Here is a 15671-nt window from a genome sequence, read left to right as displayed (position 1 = left end):
CAGCGTGTCGTTGCCCTCGTTGCCGGCAAGCGAGTCGTCGCCCGCGCCGCCGCCAAGGCTGTCGTTGCCAAGGCCACCGGCAAGCGTGTCGTTGCCCTCGTCGCCCGCCAGCGTGTCATCGCCCGCGCCGCCCGTCAGGCTGTCGTTGCCCAGGCCGCCGGCGACAGAATCGTCGCCCGCCCCGCCATCGACCGTGTCGTTGCCGTCGCCGGCCAGAACCGTGTCGTTGCCCAGACCGCCTGCGACAGAGTCGTTGCCCGTTCCCGCATCGATACTGTCGTTGCCCGCCCCGCCGTCGAGCGTGTCGTCGCCCGCGCCACCGGCGACAGAATCGTCCCCTGCGCCTGCCGCGACCACGTCGTTGCCGTCGCCGGCCGCGACCGTATCATTGCCCGCGCCGCCGGTGACAGAGTCATTGCCAGCCCCGGTGTCGACCGCGATCGGACCCGTGGCCGCCCCGCCGTTCACCGTATCGGCACCCGTGCCGGTCAGCACGCGCTCGATCTCGGCAAAGCCGATGTCCACACCCGCGTCGCCGTCGAGCCCGTTGACCGTGCCCGTCTCGGGGTTCGCCCCATAGATCACCGTCTGCGGCGCCGTCAGCGCCGACAGGTCCAGCACGTCGCCCGCATTGCCGTTCTCGGCCCCTTCCGGCGATCCCGACAACCCGTCGAGCCCGCCATCCACCGATGCGTTCACATCCGCGCCGGTGTCGGTAGGATCGAGCGTGAAGACATCGTCCCCCGCCCCGCCCGCAGCCGTATCCGCCCCGCCAACCGACAGGTCGTCATCGCCCGCGCCGCCATCGAGGCTGTCCGCCCCCGGCCCGCCCGAGAGCGTATCCGCCCCCGCGCCGCCAAGCACCGTGTCGTTGCCAAGCCCGCCGGCCAGCAGGTCGTTGCCCGCATCGCCTGCCAGCGTGTCATTGCCATCGCCGCCCGCAAGGCTGTCGTTGCCGTCGCCGCCCGCAAGGCTGTCGTTGCCGACATTGCCCGCAACGCTGTCATTGCCGGTGCCGCCGTCCACCGTGTCGTCGCCCAGACCGGCATCGACCGTGTCGTTGCCCTGACCCGCATCGATCACGTCGTTGACGCCGTCGCTGCCGTCGATCTGGTCACCCTGCGCATCGGTGTAGCCGGGGTTCATCATATCCCCCGCCGCGGTGCCGTCGACGGTGCCGGAGGCGGTGAGGACGAAGTTTTCGATGTCGTTGAAGTTGACGATCAGGTTGGGCTGCCCCGGTTTTGCCAGGAAGAACGACCCGTTGAAGCCGGGTTCGCCTGCGACTGCATCGCCCGCCTGTCCGTCCGTCGCAAGAGACGACGAGGTGATGACCCAGCCGTCGGAGATGAGCGCCGAAAGGTCGAGCGTGTCGTTGTCGAGTCCGGCGGACTCGCCGTTCACCATCACGGAGATGCCCGGCGTGAGCGGCTGACCGTCGGTTACGATGCGGAACGTGTCTGCATCGGCACCGCCGAAGCTGGTTTCGCCCTGTGCAATTCCGGCAATCGATCCGGTGATGGTATCGTTGCCGGCGCCACCGAAGACGTCGTCGACGCCTGCACCGCTGTCGATGACATCGTTGCCCGCACCGCCGTAGATGAAGTCGCTGCTGTCTGCCCCGCCAAAGAGCGTGTCATCGCCCGTGCCACCGTCGATGGTGTCGGCGCCAGCGCCGCCAGAGATGTTGTCATTTCCGGCATTTCCGGCGATGACGTCACTGCCGTTGCCGCCGTCGACCGTATCGTTGCCGAGGCCGGCGTCGACGGTGTCGTTGCCTGCACCGGCCAGAATGCTGTCGTTCAGCCCGTCGCTGCCGTCGATCTGATCGCCCTGCGCGTCGACGTAAGGCAGACCTCCGGCTCCGCTTGTCGGAGTCATCAAGTCGCTGCCGGCTGTGCCGTTGACCACGCCGTCGCCGTCGGTCAGGATGCGCTCGATTTCCGAGAATTGAATCGTTACCGTCCCGCCCGCGGCGTTCTGATAGATGGCGGTGCCGGATTCGGCTGTGGTGAAGGCCACCGACGCCCCGGTCAGGCCACGCAGGTCCAGCACGTCGCCGATGCGACCTGCGGGGTTGTTGGTCGGATCAAGCACCGACTCCTCGCCCGTTTCGCCACCAACGACCGTGATCGCGGCGGTTCCCGTCAGGGTCCGGTCAAAAGTGAATTCGTCGTCCCCGTCGCCCCCGTTCGCGCTATCGCCAGCGCCGAGGATCAGGTCGTCGTCGTTCCGCCCGCCGGTCAGGATGTCATTGCCTTCGCCGCCCGCAAGCCTGTCGGCGCCGTCGCCACCGTCTAGGATGTCATTGCCGAGGCCACCGACGAGCGTGTCATTGCCCGCCCCGCCGGCGAGGCTGTCGTTGCCCGCCCCGCCATCGACGGATTCCGCACCGGCGCCACCAATGAGTGTATCGTTGCCCGCGCCCAGAGCGATGCGCTCGATTTCGATAAAGCCCAGACGGTCACCCGTTCCGGTCTCGACCGCGGTTCCGGCCTCGGCGCCCGTCATGGTCACGTTAAGGCTTGTCGAAATGCCGGTCAGGTCCAGCAGGTCACCGATGGTCTCGTTGGTCTCGCCGCCGACGACCATTTCGTCCCGCATGACCGAGGCAAGGCCGCCACCGGTCAGGACGCTTACGTCGATCGGACCCGAGGAGAAGACCCCCGTGCTGGACCCGTCGTTTGTGCCGACCCAGCCGACCGTGAACGTACCCGCCGCAGGGTTGAAGACGATGTCGACGCTATCCCAGTCGAAATGGTCGGTTCCCGAAAGCGCCGCACCGGACCCTGCCGTTGCGAGCACGATTTCGCCGGTAATCGCCTGTCCGTCCGATCCGAAGATCCGGTAGTTGAGCCCGGTTGCGCCACCGGAGATCTGGTCGCCATCGGCAAATACGGCAACGAAGTAGCCGCTGCTGCCCAAGGCCTGGATCACCGGCGGGCCACCCCACGGATGGTCAGGGTTCTGCGCGATCTGCACGTCGGATACGATCGTCGCACCGGTCGTTGTGTCGACGATGCTGAAGAAGGCATCGTTGGTGCCACCGGTCACGTAGGTTTCGACATAGCCGACCACGACACGGCCCGCGCCGATTTCGGTGATGGTCAAGTTTGGGTTGTCGAACCCATCGCTGCCGTCCATCGCCGAATTGCCGATGCGGAAGTCGCCGGTCGCGGGCGTGCCGTTGGCGTTGAAGATACGCCCTTCGATCGTCATCGAAGCGGTGTCGTCCGACAGGCCATCATTGGCCCAGACCGCCATCCAGCGCCCGTCCGACAGCGCGGTGATCACCGGCGGAGTTTCCCACGGCGTATGGGTGACCTCGGTATTGCCGCCCTCGATCTCGGCGGTCGAGAAGATGGTTGCGCCGGTCGGCGACAGCACCGTGTAAACCGGCGTGTCGTCCCCGACCTCGGCATTGTTCCGCAGCCAGCCCACGACGACATTGCCGCCAGTCAGCTGCGTGACCGTCAGGTTCGGCACGTCGTAGCCGTCGCTGCCATCCACCGCCACGTTGCCGACCGTAAAGTCGGGCGACGTGAACTGGCCGGTCGTGGGGTTATAGATGCGCCCCTGCAATTTCATCGAGACGTTGTCGTCGATGGTCCCGTTGTCCGACCAGACGAACAGGATGTTGCCATCGGCCAGCACGGTCGTGACCGGCGGGCTTTCGAATACCGAGCTTACCGTCGTATTGTCCGACTGGATTTCGGTCGTCGGCGTCGTGATCTGCAAACCGTTCGCCGTGGGCGTCAGGATCGCAAAGACCGGACGATCGTCGCCCGCTTCCGACGTGTTGATCACATAGCTGACCACCACCTTGCCATCAGGCAGCAGGTCGATGTCGAGGCTGTTCCAATCGTAGCCGCCGAAACCATCGACCGCGGACAGTGCGGACAGGTCGATCTGGTTGGACGACGGCGTGCCGTCAGCATTGAATATCCGGCCCTGAAGTTCCGTCGTCGTGCTATCTTCATGGGTCGCATCGTCCGTCCAGACGTAGAGCGTGCGTCCGTCGGACAGGGTCAGCATCCTTGGCGGCGACTGGAAGCCCACCGTGTCGGTGTTGATCTGCCGCGGCGTGATACTGCCTGTCGTGAGCATGGAGTCGACGGACCGGAAGTCGCTGCGGTCGTCGATGTCGGTAAAGACGAAGCGGTCGTCCCCGCCTTGACCAAGCAGGGTGTCGGCACCGGCGCCCCCGTCGATCACGTCGTTGCCACTGCCCGCGCTTATGCTGTCGGCGCCATCTCCACCCCTGAGACTGTCAATGCCCGATCCACCGATAAGGGTGTCGTTGCCCGCACCGCTGTCGATGTTGACGCCAGCCGTGGTGACCGAAGCGTTGACGACATCGTTTCCCGCACCCAGTGAAAGGTTCTCGATCTCCGAGAAGGTATCGACAGTGGTCTGCGATCCCGAAACCACAATCGGGCCGTCGATTCCATCGCCAAGCCGCACATCGTTGGAATAGGGGTCTAGGTTCGAGGTCGCGATGGAATTCGACCACGGCATATACCACGGCGAGAATGAATCGGGATCCGAGACCAGCGTCAGCACGGCCCCCGCAGCCGGGGGTGCGACCCACTGCCCGTTGGTCGGGTTCCAGCCCGCCGTTATCACCGACCCCTCGTAGAGCGTGCCGCCCGTGCCGATGTCGATCTTGCCGACGAAATACTGGATACCGGCCGCATCGCGCAGGACAAAGCCATAGTCGAGTTCGACGGGCGCGCCGACGCCGAAGTCAACGCCGTTGACCGTGACCGGAGCGGTCAGATCGGCGATGCTGGCATCCTTGATCATGGCCTCGTCAACACTGAGCGTCACACCCGAATAGCCGTTCAGGGTGATCGTCGCCCCCGCAGCGGCAGCGCCGGTGTTCGTGTCAGACCGCAGCATCTGGCTGGGGTCAGTCCATGCCGCGCGGTCGAGCATGAAGAACTGCATCTTCGTCCCTGCGGGCGCGCCGGGCATGACCATCGTTCCGGTGACGGCGGCGTCAGTCTGGGCAATCGTGCCAGCCTCGTTGCCGGTATAGGTCACGCTCACGTTGCGGCCGACGGGGGTGTTGTCGAGCGTGTCGCCAATCGTCTCGGACGTTTCGCCGCCGATGAACGTATCGTTGCCGCCAGCCGCGGTGTTGATCAGGCGGTCGTCGCCCGCACCACCGTAAACGATGTCGCTGCCGGCACCCGCCGTGATCGAGTCATTCCCGCCATTGCCGTAGATCGTGTCGCTCAGCCCGTCGGCGCCGTCGATCTGGTCGCCCTGCGCGTCGATGTAGCCGGGGCTCATCACCTCGGCAGCTTCGGTTCCGTCGACGATAACGGGAAGCGATGTGCCTGTGGACGAAATCGGTCCGGCAGAGACGACGCCCGTGCCGCTGCCATCGTTTACGCCAACCCAGCTGACCGTGAACGAATCGTTCGTATCGTTGTAGACGACGGCGACGTTGTTCCAGTCGAAGCCGTCGTTCCCCGATACCGACATCACACTAGACCCGCCGATCAGCGGAATTTCCCCCGTGACCGGGTTGCCGCTGCTGTCGAAGATCCGGTAATTCAGACCATAGCTGCCACCAAGGCCATCGCCCTGGGCATAGACCGCTACGAAATTGCCGCTGTTGCCCAGAACCTCGATGACCGGCGGGCCGGCAAACGGATGGCTCGGGTTCACCTGCATAAAGCTTTGCCTGACGATCGTCCCGTTGGACGGGTCGATGATCGAGAACGCCGGATAATCCGTCCCAGCATTGTCAAAGTTGTCGACATAGCCCACGACGACGCGACCGTTCGGCAAAAGCGACGCGGTCACGTTGTTCACGTCAAAGTTCGAGCCGTCCACGGCAACGCTGGAAATGCTGAAGTCGCCGGTCGCCGGCGTGCCGTTGGCGTTGAAGATCCGCCCTTCGATGGTCATTGTATTGGTGTCGTCGGACAAGCCGTCGTTGACCCAGACCGCCATAAACCGGCCATCCGCCAAAGCGGTGATGACGGCGGGGCTTTGGAACGGGGAGACCTGCGACTCGGGGGTTGCTTCGATCACCGTCGTCGTCTGGATGACCGAGCCATCCTGCCCCAGAATGGTAAACACCGGGGTGTCATCGCCGGTTTCGGCAAAGTTGCGAAGCCACGAGACGACGACGTTGCCGCCGGTCAGTTGTTTGACCGTCATATTGTCGACGTCGTACCCATCCGAACCGTCGACCGCGACGTTTCCGACCCCGAATTCGTTGCCTAGCCAGCTTTGGCTTGTCGGATTGTAGATGCGGCCGGCCAGCGACATCGTCGTCGAGTCGTCATCGCCGCCGTTCTTTGCCCAAACGAAGAAGACGTTACCGTTGTCCAAAACGGTCGTGACCGGCGGTGATTCGAACCAGGTCGTGTCGCTTGTCTGGATCGGCGATGCCGCGACCACAGTCGACAAGCCTGTGGCTGTCGGCTGGAAAATCGAAAAGATCGGTTCGTCATCGCCAGCTTCCGCCGAGTTGCGCACGTAGCTTACGATGACCTTGCCGTCTTTGAGCAGATCGATGTCGAGGTTGTCCCAGTCGTAGCCGTCGAACCCGTCGATGGCCGGCAGACCGGGCAAGGCAAACTGGTCGGTCGCTACAGTGCCGTTCGGAAATACGATCCGGCCCTGCAACGTCATGGTCGTCGTGTTGTCGCTGTCCGCGTTGTTCGCCCAGACATACAGGACGCGCCCGTCTGACAATTCCAGCATCTTGGCCGGCGACTGATGTCCCGAAATACCGGTATTCAGAAAAGACGGGGTCGGGCTGTAATTCGAAACGACGGTATCCGAGGCCATGGTCACACTTTCACTAACGCAAACACCAAAACGAACGGTCGCACCAAGCTACTGCGGGCCCCCCTCCACTCGCGTAAACGACCGCATGTGAAGACGCATTAGCCGGATAGCGCACTCCATCCGAGTTCATAGGATTACCACCCAAAAGGATGTTTCGAAGGCATCCGGTCGCCAAGGGCACGACGGTGCACCGAAATGTCATCAAAGACGCTTGCTGCCACTTTTTGGCGGCGAACGTCGCTTCCCGACACCACTTCTTTGCCAAATGGCGCGATCATTGTTTCCAGCCAGCGTGAATGGCTTGCCGTTTATCTTCCCGACAACATTTTGTTCATGGAGTCCTAAGATTCTGGCGCGTATCGTCGTTCGCAAACGTAGCGATTTCTGCAATGTGGCAGGATAGTGGCAACAGCGGTTCAGGTTGCAGTTGAATCGTTGTTTGCGACACCGCATCCAGATGGTGCGAATTAAGTGTTTTAAGGGGTTTTCGCTGTGCAATATCGGGCTGGAAACAATTTTCGCGGCGTCCGCGTCAGATCGACAGAGGGAACGACCTTCTGGGTAACCGCCGATTCGCTTGCCGATTATGTGCTGCATCCGGTGTTCCTGCGCTTCTTCGCAGTGGTGATCTTCATCTTCGCATTGCTGGACCACCGCCCCGATTTCAATGCCTTCGACGGCTGGGGAATGGCCCTGTTGTGGTCGGCCGTCGCGGCGACGGCGCTGTTGTGGATCGCCCTTTGCTCGCCGGTCATCGCGGCCATGCTGAAGCGGCGGCTGATCGTCCAAGTCTATACACCGGTCATTCTGATTCCGATGGCGGTCTTTGCGGAAATCGTGATTCAACTTGTAACCACCTATGCGGGCGGGGCGGCTTGGCAGGCGCCGTCCGACATGCTGCAATACGTGGCGCGCGACGTGATCGTTGTCCTTCTCGTCGACCTGTTGCACGCCAACTATGTCGTGCATGCCCATCCGCTGGCCCAGACCGGCAAGCCAGACACGCTATCCCCTGTGCCCACGCCGCTGCCCGACCCGCCGCGCCCCGCCGCGCGCCTGCCCGAGCCGGAAGCCACGCCACCGGCCGAACCGGTTCAAGACATGCGCGCAACCGATACCGTGCCCGAGATCGTGATGGTGCGTATCGGTCCGGCCGTAATGCCGCTTGCCAGCATTCTCGTCGTACGCACCGAGGACCATTACCTTGGCGTCACCAGCCGTTCCGGCAAAGCCCTGCATCGCGCCAAAATGGCCGATGTCGCAGAATTGCACAGCGGTCTTTTCGGCATGCAGATCAATCGTTCGGTCTGGATCGCCTATTCCGCGGTGAAAGAGGTAATCGAGGCCGAAAGCCGCCAGATCATCGTGCAGCTTGTTACCGGCGACGAAGAGCGCGTTTCCAAGCCGCGCGTCCTGGCCTTTCGCCAAGCCTACGCCAAATATCGGGCAGGCCATGTTGCGGCAGGGTGACGTCGGCCGCTAGGCCTTTAGCAGCCTTTCCCAGAACCCCTCTGCCGCCTGCGACGCGCTTCCCTCCAGACGCATGGCACTGATGTCCAGATCGCAGGCCGGAAGCGCGGACGACAGATCGATCAGCCTGCCCGCTTCGATATGCCCTCGGGCAAGCGACGCAGGCACCCACGCGACCCCGACCCCTGCGGCAGCCATTTCGACGGCGGCAAGCGTCAGCGCGGTTTCCACCTTTGGAACATAGACATGCGCCGGATCGAGATGGGGCAGGATCCGCCGCTCCATAACCGAACCGAAAAACACTTCGGATGGATAGGCGATCGCCGGTATCTCGCGCAGGCCGCCCTGTCCCGCCAAGGCAAGCGGCGCGTTGAAGACCGGCAGAAAGCGATCCGATCCGATGACGATGACTTCGATGAAGTCGTCATTGAAATCGCCCGCCTCGTTGGGCAGGCGAAAGACGATGGCGATGTCGGCCTGACGTGACAGCAGCAGCCCCGTGCACTCGTCAAGATTGGCCGATCGCAGGCGTATATAGACGTCATCGGCCTGTTCCGGCATGTCCCGCAGCAGCTGTGGCAGCCGTACGGTCGTCAGCGAATGCTGGCACGCCACCACCACCTTGTTGCTCGACAGCCGCTCGCCACGCCGCAGGTCCACCACCAGTTGCCGCAGGCCAAGCGTCAACTGCGCGATCTGTTCGCTTTGCGCCAAGGTCGTAGGCCGCATCCTGATGGGCTTGTGGCCCCGGTCGAACAATTCGACGCCGATATACCCTTCGATCTGCTGGACGCGACGCGAAAAGGCCGATTGGGTCAACCGTCTGCGCTCGGCCGCGCCGCTGAACGAGCCGGTTTCGGCAATCGCAAGGATGTCTTCCAGCCATTCCAGACGCATCGGACCCCTGCCTTGGCCAAGTTGCAATCAGTGCATGATATCTGACAAATTTGGAATTGGTCACGGGTTAAAACTTGTGGGACAGTCTAAGCGCACAAGTTAAGCAAGGACTGGCCATGCATCTCGCCCGCTTCCCCCGCGTTCACCTCGCGCATCTGCCGACGCCTCTGGAGCGGCTTGACCGTCTGACTGCAGAACTGGGCGGGCCGGAAATCTGGATCAAGCGCGACGACTGCACGGGCCTTTCGACAGGCGGGAACAAGACCCGCAAACTCGAATTCCTGATGGCCGAGGCGATGGCCCAAGGCGCCGATACGGTCATGACCCAGGGTGCCACGCAATCGAACCACGCCCGCCAGACGGCCGCGTTTGCCGCCAAGCTGGGGCTGGCTTGCCATATCCTGCTAGAGGATCGCACCGGTTCGAATGACGCCAATTACAACGGCAACGGCAACGTCCTGCTTGACCACCTGCATGGTGCTACCACGTCAAAGCGGGCGGGCGGAATGGACATGCAGGCCGAGATGGAGGCCGTGGCGGAACGGCTGCGCGGCGAAGGGCGCAAGGTTTATCTTATCCCCGGTGGCGGGTCGAATGCGACAGGGGCGCTTGGCTATGTGAACTGCGCCTTTGAATTGGTGGGCCAAGCCAACGACCGCAGCCTTTTGATCGACCATATCGTCACTGCGACCGGATCGGCAGGCACCCAAGCCGGCCTGATCACGGGGCTCAAGGCGATCAACGCCGGCATCCCGCTGACCGGTATCGGCGTTCGTGCGCCTAAGGAAAAGCAGGAAGAGAACGTCTTCGCCCTGGCCCGAAAGACCGCCGAAAAGCTGGGTTGCCCCGATGTGGTCAGCCGCGCCGATGTGGTGGCCGACTGCAGCTATGTAGGCCAGGGCTACGGCATTCCGCGCGACGACACGCTTGAAGCGATCCGCATGTTCGCACAACTCGAAGGCATCCTGCTCGATCCGGTCTATTCCGGCAAAGGGGCGGCGGGCCTGATCGACTATTGCCGCAACGGCCGGTTCAAAAAGGGCGAACGGGTCGTTTTCCTGCACACCGGCGGGTCTGCCGCGCTGTTCGGCTATGTGGCATCCTTTGCACAGGACCAGACTTCGCTGGCGGTGGGCTGAACCGATGGTCCGCCCGCGCTTTGACATTGGCTTTACGCAGCAGACGCCAATCCCCGAAAGCGGGAAAGGGGTAGCATGATGCGGCGCGTGGGCATCCTTGGCGGGATGGGGCCGGAGGCGACGATCCTTCTGATGCAAAAGGTGCTTGGCGCGGTTCAGGCGCAGGACGACGCCGACCACATCCCGCTGATCGTCGACCAGAACCCGCAAGTCCCGTCACGCATCCGCCGCCTGATCGAAGGGCATGGTGACGATCCGGGGCCAGTGCTGGCCGATATGGCGCGGCGCTTGGTGGCTGGCGGAGCCGAGGCGCTGGCAATGCCGTGCAACACGGCCCACCACTATGCGCCGGTGGTGCGTGCCGCGACCGAGGTGCCGTTTCTCGACATGGTGCAAGCCTCGGTCGACCATGCCGCGGGTTTGCGGCCCGCAGGCGGCTTGGTCGGTATCCTCGCCTCGCCCGCCGTGCGGATGGTCGGGCTGTTCGATGCGCCCTTCGCGACGCGGGGCCTGAGCGCGGTCTATCCAAGCGACGACGCCGCCCTTCTGGCCGCGATCCGCCTGGTAAAGGCCGGCGGTCCGCAAGCCCAAGCGCGGGATGCCTTGGCGCGAGCCTCGGCCGACCTTTTGGCGCGGGGGGCCGTTGTGCAGATGATCGCCTGCACAGAGTTTTCGCTTATCCCCGATGCCGTTGTCCCCACAGCAGCGGCCTTTGACACGCTTGACTGTCTGGTCGCTGAAATCGTCGCCTTTTCAAAGAGATGCTGAAACGACTTACCAACAGGGGACTTTCCGTCATCGCCATCATCACCTTCGTCTTCGATCTGCTGACGCGCTTCGTGGAACGCCGCCTCGTGCCCTGAAATGGCGCATGTAACCTGAAAGTCCGACGCCAATGATCTATCTGAAGAAAGCTGTCCGCACTGCCGCGACCGACCATCAGGATGTCCATGACACCGTGGCAGCCATGCTAGCCGAAATCGCAAGGGACGGCGACGAGGCCGCGCGCCGTTTTGCCCGCGATCTCGACAAATGGAACGGCGATATCGTCGTTACGCCTCAAGCGCGGGCCGCAGCGGCGGCACAGGTGCCCGAACAGCTTCGGCGCGATATCCAGTTTGCCCATGCCAACGTGCGCCGCTTTGCCGAGGCGCAGCGCGCCACGGTGCAGGATTGCGAGGTTGAAATCCTGCCGGGGCTGATCGCGGGGCAAAAGCAGATTCCGGTTTCGGCGGCCGGTTGCTACGTGCCGGGCGGGCGATACAGCCATGTCGCCAGCGCCATCATGACGATCACCACGGCCAAGGTGGCGGGCGTGCCCCATGTCGTCGCCTGTTCACCGCCGCGTCCGGGTGTGGGCATTCCGCCCGCCATCCTTTACGCGATGGACTTGTGCGGCGCCGATGTCATCCTGTCGATGGGCGGTGTGCAGGGGGTCGCCGCCATGGCCAACGGTCTTTTCGGACTGCCCAAGGCCGATATCCTCGTCGGTCCGGGCAACCAGTATGTCGCCGAGGCCAAGCGTATCCTTTTCGGTCAGGTCGGCATAGACATGGTCGCCGGTCCGACCGACAGCATGGTCATCGCCGACAGCCACGCAGATGCCGACATGGTGGCAGCCGATCTGGTCGGTCAGGCCGAGCATGGCTACAACTCTCCGGTCTGGCTCGTGACCTCGGACCGCGCCTTTGCCGAACAGGTCATGGCGCTGGTGCCTGCGCTTATCGCCACGCTTCCCGACCCCAACCGCCAGAGCGCCGCCGCAGCATGGGCGGATTACGCCGAGGTGATCCTGTGTGCCGATGCCGAAGGCATGGCGCAGGTGGCGGATCGTTTCGCGCCAGAGCATCTGCACGTGCAGGCCGGGTCACTCGACTGGTGGCTGGGGCGGCTGCGGTCGTACGGCTCGCTGTTTTTGGGCGAAGAGACGACCGTTGCCTTCGGAGACAAAACCTCGGGACCGAACCACGTGCTGCCCACCTCGGGCGCGGCGCGGTATACGGGCGGCCTATCCGTCCATAAATTCATCAAGACGGTGACGTGGCAACGGGCCACGCGCGAAGGGTCGCGACCGCTGGCCGAAGCCACCGCGCGCATCTCGCGGCTCGAGGGGATGGAGGGGCATGCACGCTCCGCAGATATCCGTTTGGCCAAATACTTTCCCGACGAAGCCTTCGACCTGTCCTGAGTCCGTGATCAACAGCGATACGGGCAACGCGCCCACCAGGTCTGGCCCACTGACGTCGCCCCCGACTTTTATCCTGCATGAGCGAGACTCCGGGTTTGAGCTTTGTCTGTTTGGGCGGGTTGGGCAACGGGGTGAAGGTCTGGGCGAACTCGGCAGGCGTCTGCCAGCCGAGGCGTGAGTGCGGGCGTTCGGTGTTATAGTCCTTGCGTCAGGCCGCGAGCGTGGCGCGGGCATGGGGCAACGACGGGAACAGGGTCTCGTTCAGAAGCTCGTCGCGCAGGCGACCGTTGAAGCTCTCGATGAAGGCGTTCCGGGTCGGCGTTCCGGGTCGGCTTGCCGGGTGCGATGTAATGCCACTCGATCTTGCGGTCGTCGGCGAAGGTCAGGATCGCGTTCGAGGTGAACTCGGTGCCATTATCGCTGACCACGGTTCTTGGCTTGCCTCGGACCTCGAATAAGGTCGCCAGCTCTCGCGCCACCCTTGCGCCGGACAGGGACGTGTCGTCGATCAGGGCGAGGCATTCCCGCGTGCAGTCGTCGACCACGGTCATGATCCGGAAGCGGCGGCCATCGGTCAGCTGGTCAGAGATCGAGCCATGGGAACGCCACTGGTCCGAGTGACCATGGCGAGGGTCCAGCGACCAGCGCTGGTTCGGCATCAGCGGTCCCGCCATCGGGGCCAGCGTTCCGATGGCCCGCTTGCGTCCACCGCGACGGCGCACGTGCAGCCGCTCCTCGCGGTAGATCCGGAACAGGCGCTTGTGGTTCACCTCATGCCCCTCGCGGCGCAGGAACACATGCAGCCGCCGGTAGCCGAACCGGCGACGGACACGGGCCAGCTCCTTCAGCCGCTCGCGCAGCACAGGGTCCTCCTGCCGGATCGCCTCATAGCGCATGGTCATCCGGCAACAGCCGATCACCCGGCACGCCCGCCGCTCGCTCATCCCGTGGCCCGCCACCAGATGCGCGACCGCTTGCCGCTTTCCGGCGGGCGTCACCACTTTTTTCCCAAGAGATCCTTCAGCGCCGCCCTCGCCATTGGGCTTGAACCAATGGCGCCACAATGGCTCGATCGAGCATCGCATCGGCTAGCAGCCGCTTCAGACGGGCGTTCTCGTCCTCAAGCCCCTTCAGGCGCTTCGCCTCACTGACATCCATGCCACCATACTAGGCCTTCCACTTGTAGACAGTCGCATCGCTGACGCCGTGCTTGCGGCACAGATCGGCGACGGAAACCCCGGCCTCGTGCTCCTTCAGAATGCCGATGATCTGGTTTTCGGTGAACCTGCTGCGCTTCATCTGTGGTCCTCTCGGTTGGGCCAGAGTCCACCTCAAACTGGATTAGGCGGAGGGGGCAACGTCACCCTCACTGCCCTTATTTGCTTGGCCCAAACGCAAAAAGCCCCGCAGTGAGGCGGGGCGCATGTCTTTGATAAAGCTGTAATATTTTGGTTGCGGGGGCAGGATTTGAACCTGCGGCCTTCAGGTTATGAGCCTGACGAGCTACCGGGCTGCTCCACCCCGCGTCCGTTCCCGAGGGCTTTTTGTTTGCGATCGGGGGTATGTCATGGTTTAGAGAGATCTGTTTCTTTCTAGGTTTGGCGGTGACCTACTCTCCCACGTCTTGAGACGGAGTACCATTGGCGCGACGGCACTTAACGGCCGGGTTCGGGATGGGACCGGGTGTTTTGCTCGTGCTATGACCACCAAACCGAGGAAGAAACAGGCTGCGGCGTTGGCGTTTATCCGTAAGGATTTGGCCTGTTTTTTCACCGCAGCTTACATCATGTTGATTGTTCCAAGTCATTTCGTGTTGCTTTTGACGATCCGTTTCGGGGCTTATGTTAGCCTTGCTGTTTCTGGATCAAATCAAGCCTATCGAGCAATTAGTACCGGTCAGCTGAATGCATTGCTGCACTTACACCTCCGGCCTATCGACGTGGTGGTCTTCCACGGCTCTCAAGGGAGATCTTGTTTTGAAGGGGGCTTCCCGCTTAGATGCCTTCAGCGGTTATCCTGTCCGAACATAGCTACCCAGCACTACCGTTGGCACGATAACTGGTCCACCAGTGGTTCGTTCACCCCGGTCCTCTCGTACTAGGGGCAACTCTTCTCAAATCTCCTACACCCACGGCAGATAGGGACCGAACTGTCTCACGACGTTCTAAACCCAGCTCACGTACCTCTTTAAATGGCGAACAGCCATACCCTTGGGACCTGCTCCAGCCCCAGGATGAGATGAGCCGACATCGAGGTGCCAAACGATGCCGTCGATATGGACTCTTGGGCATCATCAGCCTGTTATCCCCAGCGTACCTTTTATCCGTTGAGCGATGGCCCTCCCACTTGGGACCACCGGATCACTATGACCGACTTTCGTCTCTGCTCGTCTTGTCAGACTTGCAGTCAGGCAGGCTTCTGCCATTGCACTCAACGACCGATTTCCGACCGGTCTGAGCCTACCTTCGCGCGCCTCCGTTACTGTTTGGGAGGCGACCGCCCCAGTCAAACTCCCCACCATGCAGGGTCCCGGATCCGGATAACGGACCGCGGTTAGACATCAAGAGTGCGAAGGGTGGTATCTCAAGGGAGGCTCCACGAGGACTGGCGTCCCCGCTTCGATGCCTACCACCTATCCTGCACATCACAATCCTGATGCCAGTGCAAAGCTGGAGTAAAGGTGCATGGGGTCTTTCCGTCTAACCGCGGGAAGTGTGCATCTTGACACACAGTTCAATTTCGCTGAGTCCACGTTAGAGACAGCGGGGAGATCGTTACGCCATTCGTGCAGGTCGGAACTTACCCGACAAGGAATTTCGCTACCTTAGGACCGTTATAGTTACGGCCGCCGTTTACTGGGGCTTCAATTCAGAGCTTGCACCCCTCCTTTTAACCTTCCAGCACCGGGCAGGCGTCAGACCCTATACGTCGCCTTACGGCTTCGCAGAGCCCTGTGTTTTAAGTAAACAGTCGCCACCCCCTAGTTTGTGCCCCCCGCCCGCACTTGCGTACAGACGGGGCCTCCTTCTCGCGAACTTACGGAGGCATTTTGCCGAGTTCCTTTAACGTGGTTCTCTCAAGCGCCTTGGTATTCTCTACCAGTCCACCTGTGTCGGTTTAGGGTACGGTCTGATGGAGGGCTATTTCCAGGGACCTCTGAGCAG

Annotated in this window: 5 protein-coding genes, 1 tRNA gene, 2 rRNA genes and 2 pseudogenes (1 of these 10 cut by a window edge); 4 read left to right on the top strand and 6 right to left on the bottom strand. The window is 62.7% G+C overall.

From position 1 onward, the window contains the following. Positions 1 to 48 precede the first annotated feature (48 nt). Positions 49 to 5298: pseudogene (locus HYN69_RS20415) on the bottom strand (hypothetical protein); the annotation flags it as partial. A 2007-nt stretch (positions 5299 to 7305) separates the two neighbouring features. Here HYN69_RS20415 and HYN69_RS00390 point away from each other — a divergent pair. Beyond that, positions 7306 to 8283, top strand: coding sequence for a LytTR family DNA-binding domain-containing protein (locus HYN69_RS00390; RefSeq protein WP_108433999.1), 978 nt, complete (start codon positions 7306 to 7308; stop codon positions 8281 to 8283). A gap of 9 nt (positions 8284 to 8292) precedes the next feature. On the opposite strand, the gene HYN69_RS00385 is transcribed toward HYN69_RS00390, so the two are convergent. Continuing rightward, positions 8293 to 9180, bottom strand: a complete 888-nt coding sequence (locus HYN69_RS00385) for a LysR family transcriptional regulator (RefSeq protein ID WP_108433998.1) — start codon at positions 9178 to 9180, stop codon at positions 8293 to 8295. A 116-nt stretch (positions 9181 to 9296) separates the two neighbouring features. Between HYN69_RS00385 and cuyA the strand changes: the two genes are divergently transcribed. The 3 genes from cuyA (at position 9297) to hisD (ending at position 12507) form a co-directional block, all read left to right on the top strand. After that, positions 9297 to 10319: a D-cysteate sulfo-lyase gene (cuyA, locus tag HYN69_RS00380; protein WP_108433997.1), complete on the top strand. Its 1023-nt coding sequence runs from the start codon at positions 9297 to 9299 to the stop codon at positions 10317 to 10319. Positions 10320 to 10394: 75 nt separating this feature from the next. Next, positions 10395 to 11087 (top strand): cysteate racemase, encoded by a 693-nt coding sequence (gene cuyB / locus HYN69_RS00375; RefSeq protein ID WP_108433996.1) that lies wholly within the window; start codon positions 10395 to 10397, stop codon positions 11085 to 11087. A gap of 127 nt (positions 11088 to 11214) precedes the next feature. Continuing rightward, complete coding sequence (gene hisD, locus HYN69_RS00370) at positions 11215 to 12507, top strand: histidinol dehydrogenase (protein ID WP_108433995.1); 1293 nt, start codon at positions 11215 to 11217, stop codon at positions 12505 to 12507. A gap of 127 nt (positions 12508 to 12634) precedes the next feature. On the opposite strand, the pseudogene HYN69_RS00365 reads toward hisD, so the two are convergent. The 4 genes and pseudogenes from HYN69_RS00365 to HYN69_RS00345 form a co-directional block, all read right to left on the bottom strand. Beyond that, positions 12635 to 13806 (bottom strand): annotated as a pseudogene (locus HYN69_RS00365) (IS3 family transposase); the annotation flags it as partial. A gap of 150 nt (positions 13807 to 13956) precedes the next feature. Further along, positions 13957 to 14033: transfer RNA gene (locus HYN69_RS00355), tRNA-Met, on the bottom strand. 70 nt (positions 14034 to 14103) lie between these two features. Then, a 5S ribosomal RNA gene (gene rrf / locus HYN69_RS00350) occupies positions 14104 to 14218 on the bottom strand. A gap of 154 nt (positions 14219 to 14372) precedes the next feature. After that, positions 14373 to 15671: ribosomal RNA gene (locus HYN69_RS00345) — 23S ribosomal RNA — on the bottom strand (it continues 1536 nt past the right edge of the window).

This window comes from Gemmobacter aquarius (genome assembly GCF_003060865.1).
GTDB lineage: Bacteria > Pseudomonadota > Alphaproteobacteria > Rhodobacterales > Rhodobacteraceae > Paragemmobacter > Paragemmobacter aquarius.
The sequence above is the reverse complement of the archived record's forward strand: the minus strand, read 5'-3'. Positions and strand labels throughout refer to the sequence as shown.

Coding starts and splice junctions, on each gene's coding strand:
- HYN69_RS00385 (WP_108433998.1), bottom strand. CDS start 9,180: ATGCGTCTGGAATGGCTGGAAGACATCCTTGCGATTGCCGAAACCGGC.
- cuyA (WP_108433997.1), top strand. CDS start 9,297: ATGCATCTCGCCCGCTTCCCCCGCGTTCACCTCGCGCATCTGCCGACG.
- cuyB (WP_108433996.1), top strand. CDS start 10,395: ATGATGCGGCGCGTGGGCATCCTTGGCGGGATGGGGCCGGAGGCGACG.
- hisD (WP_108433995.1), top strand. CDS start 11,215: ATGATCTATCTGAAGAAAGCTGTCCGCACTGCCGCGACCGACCATCAG.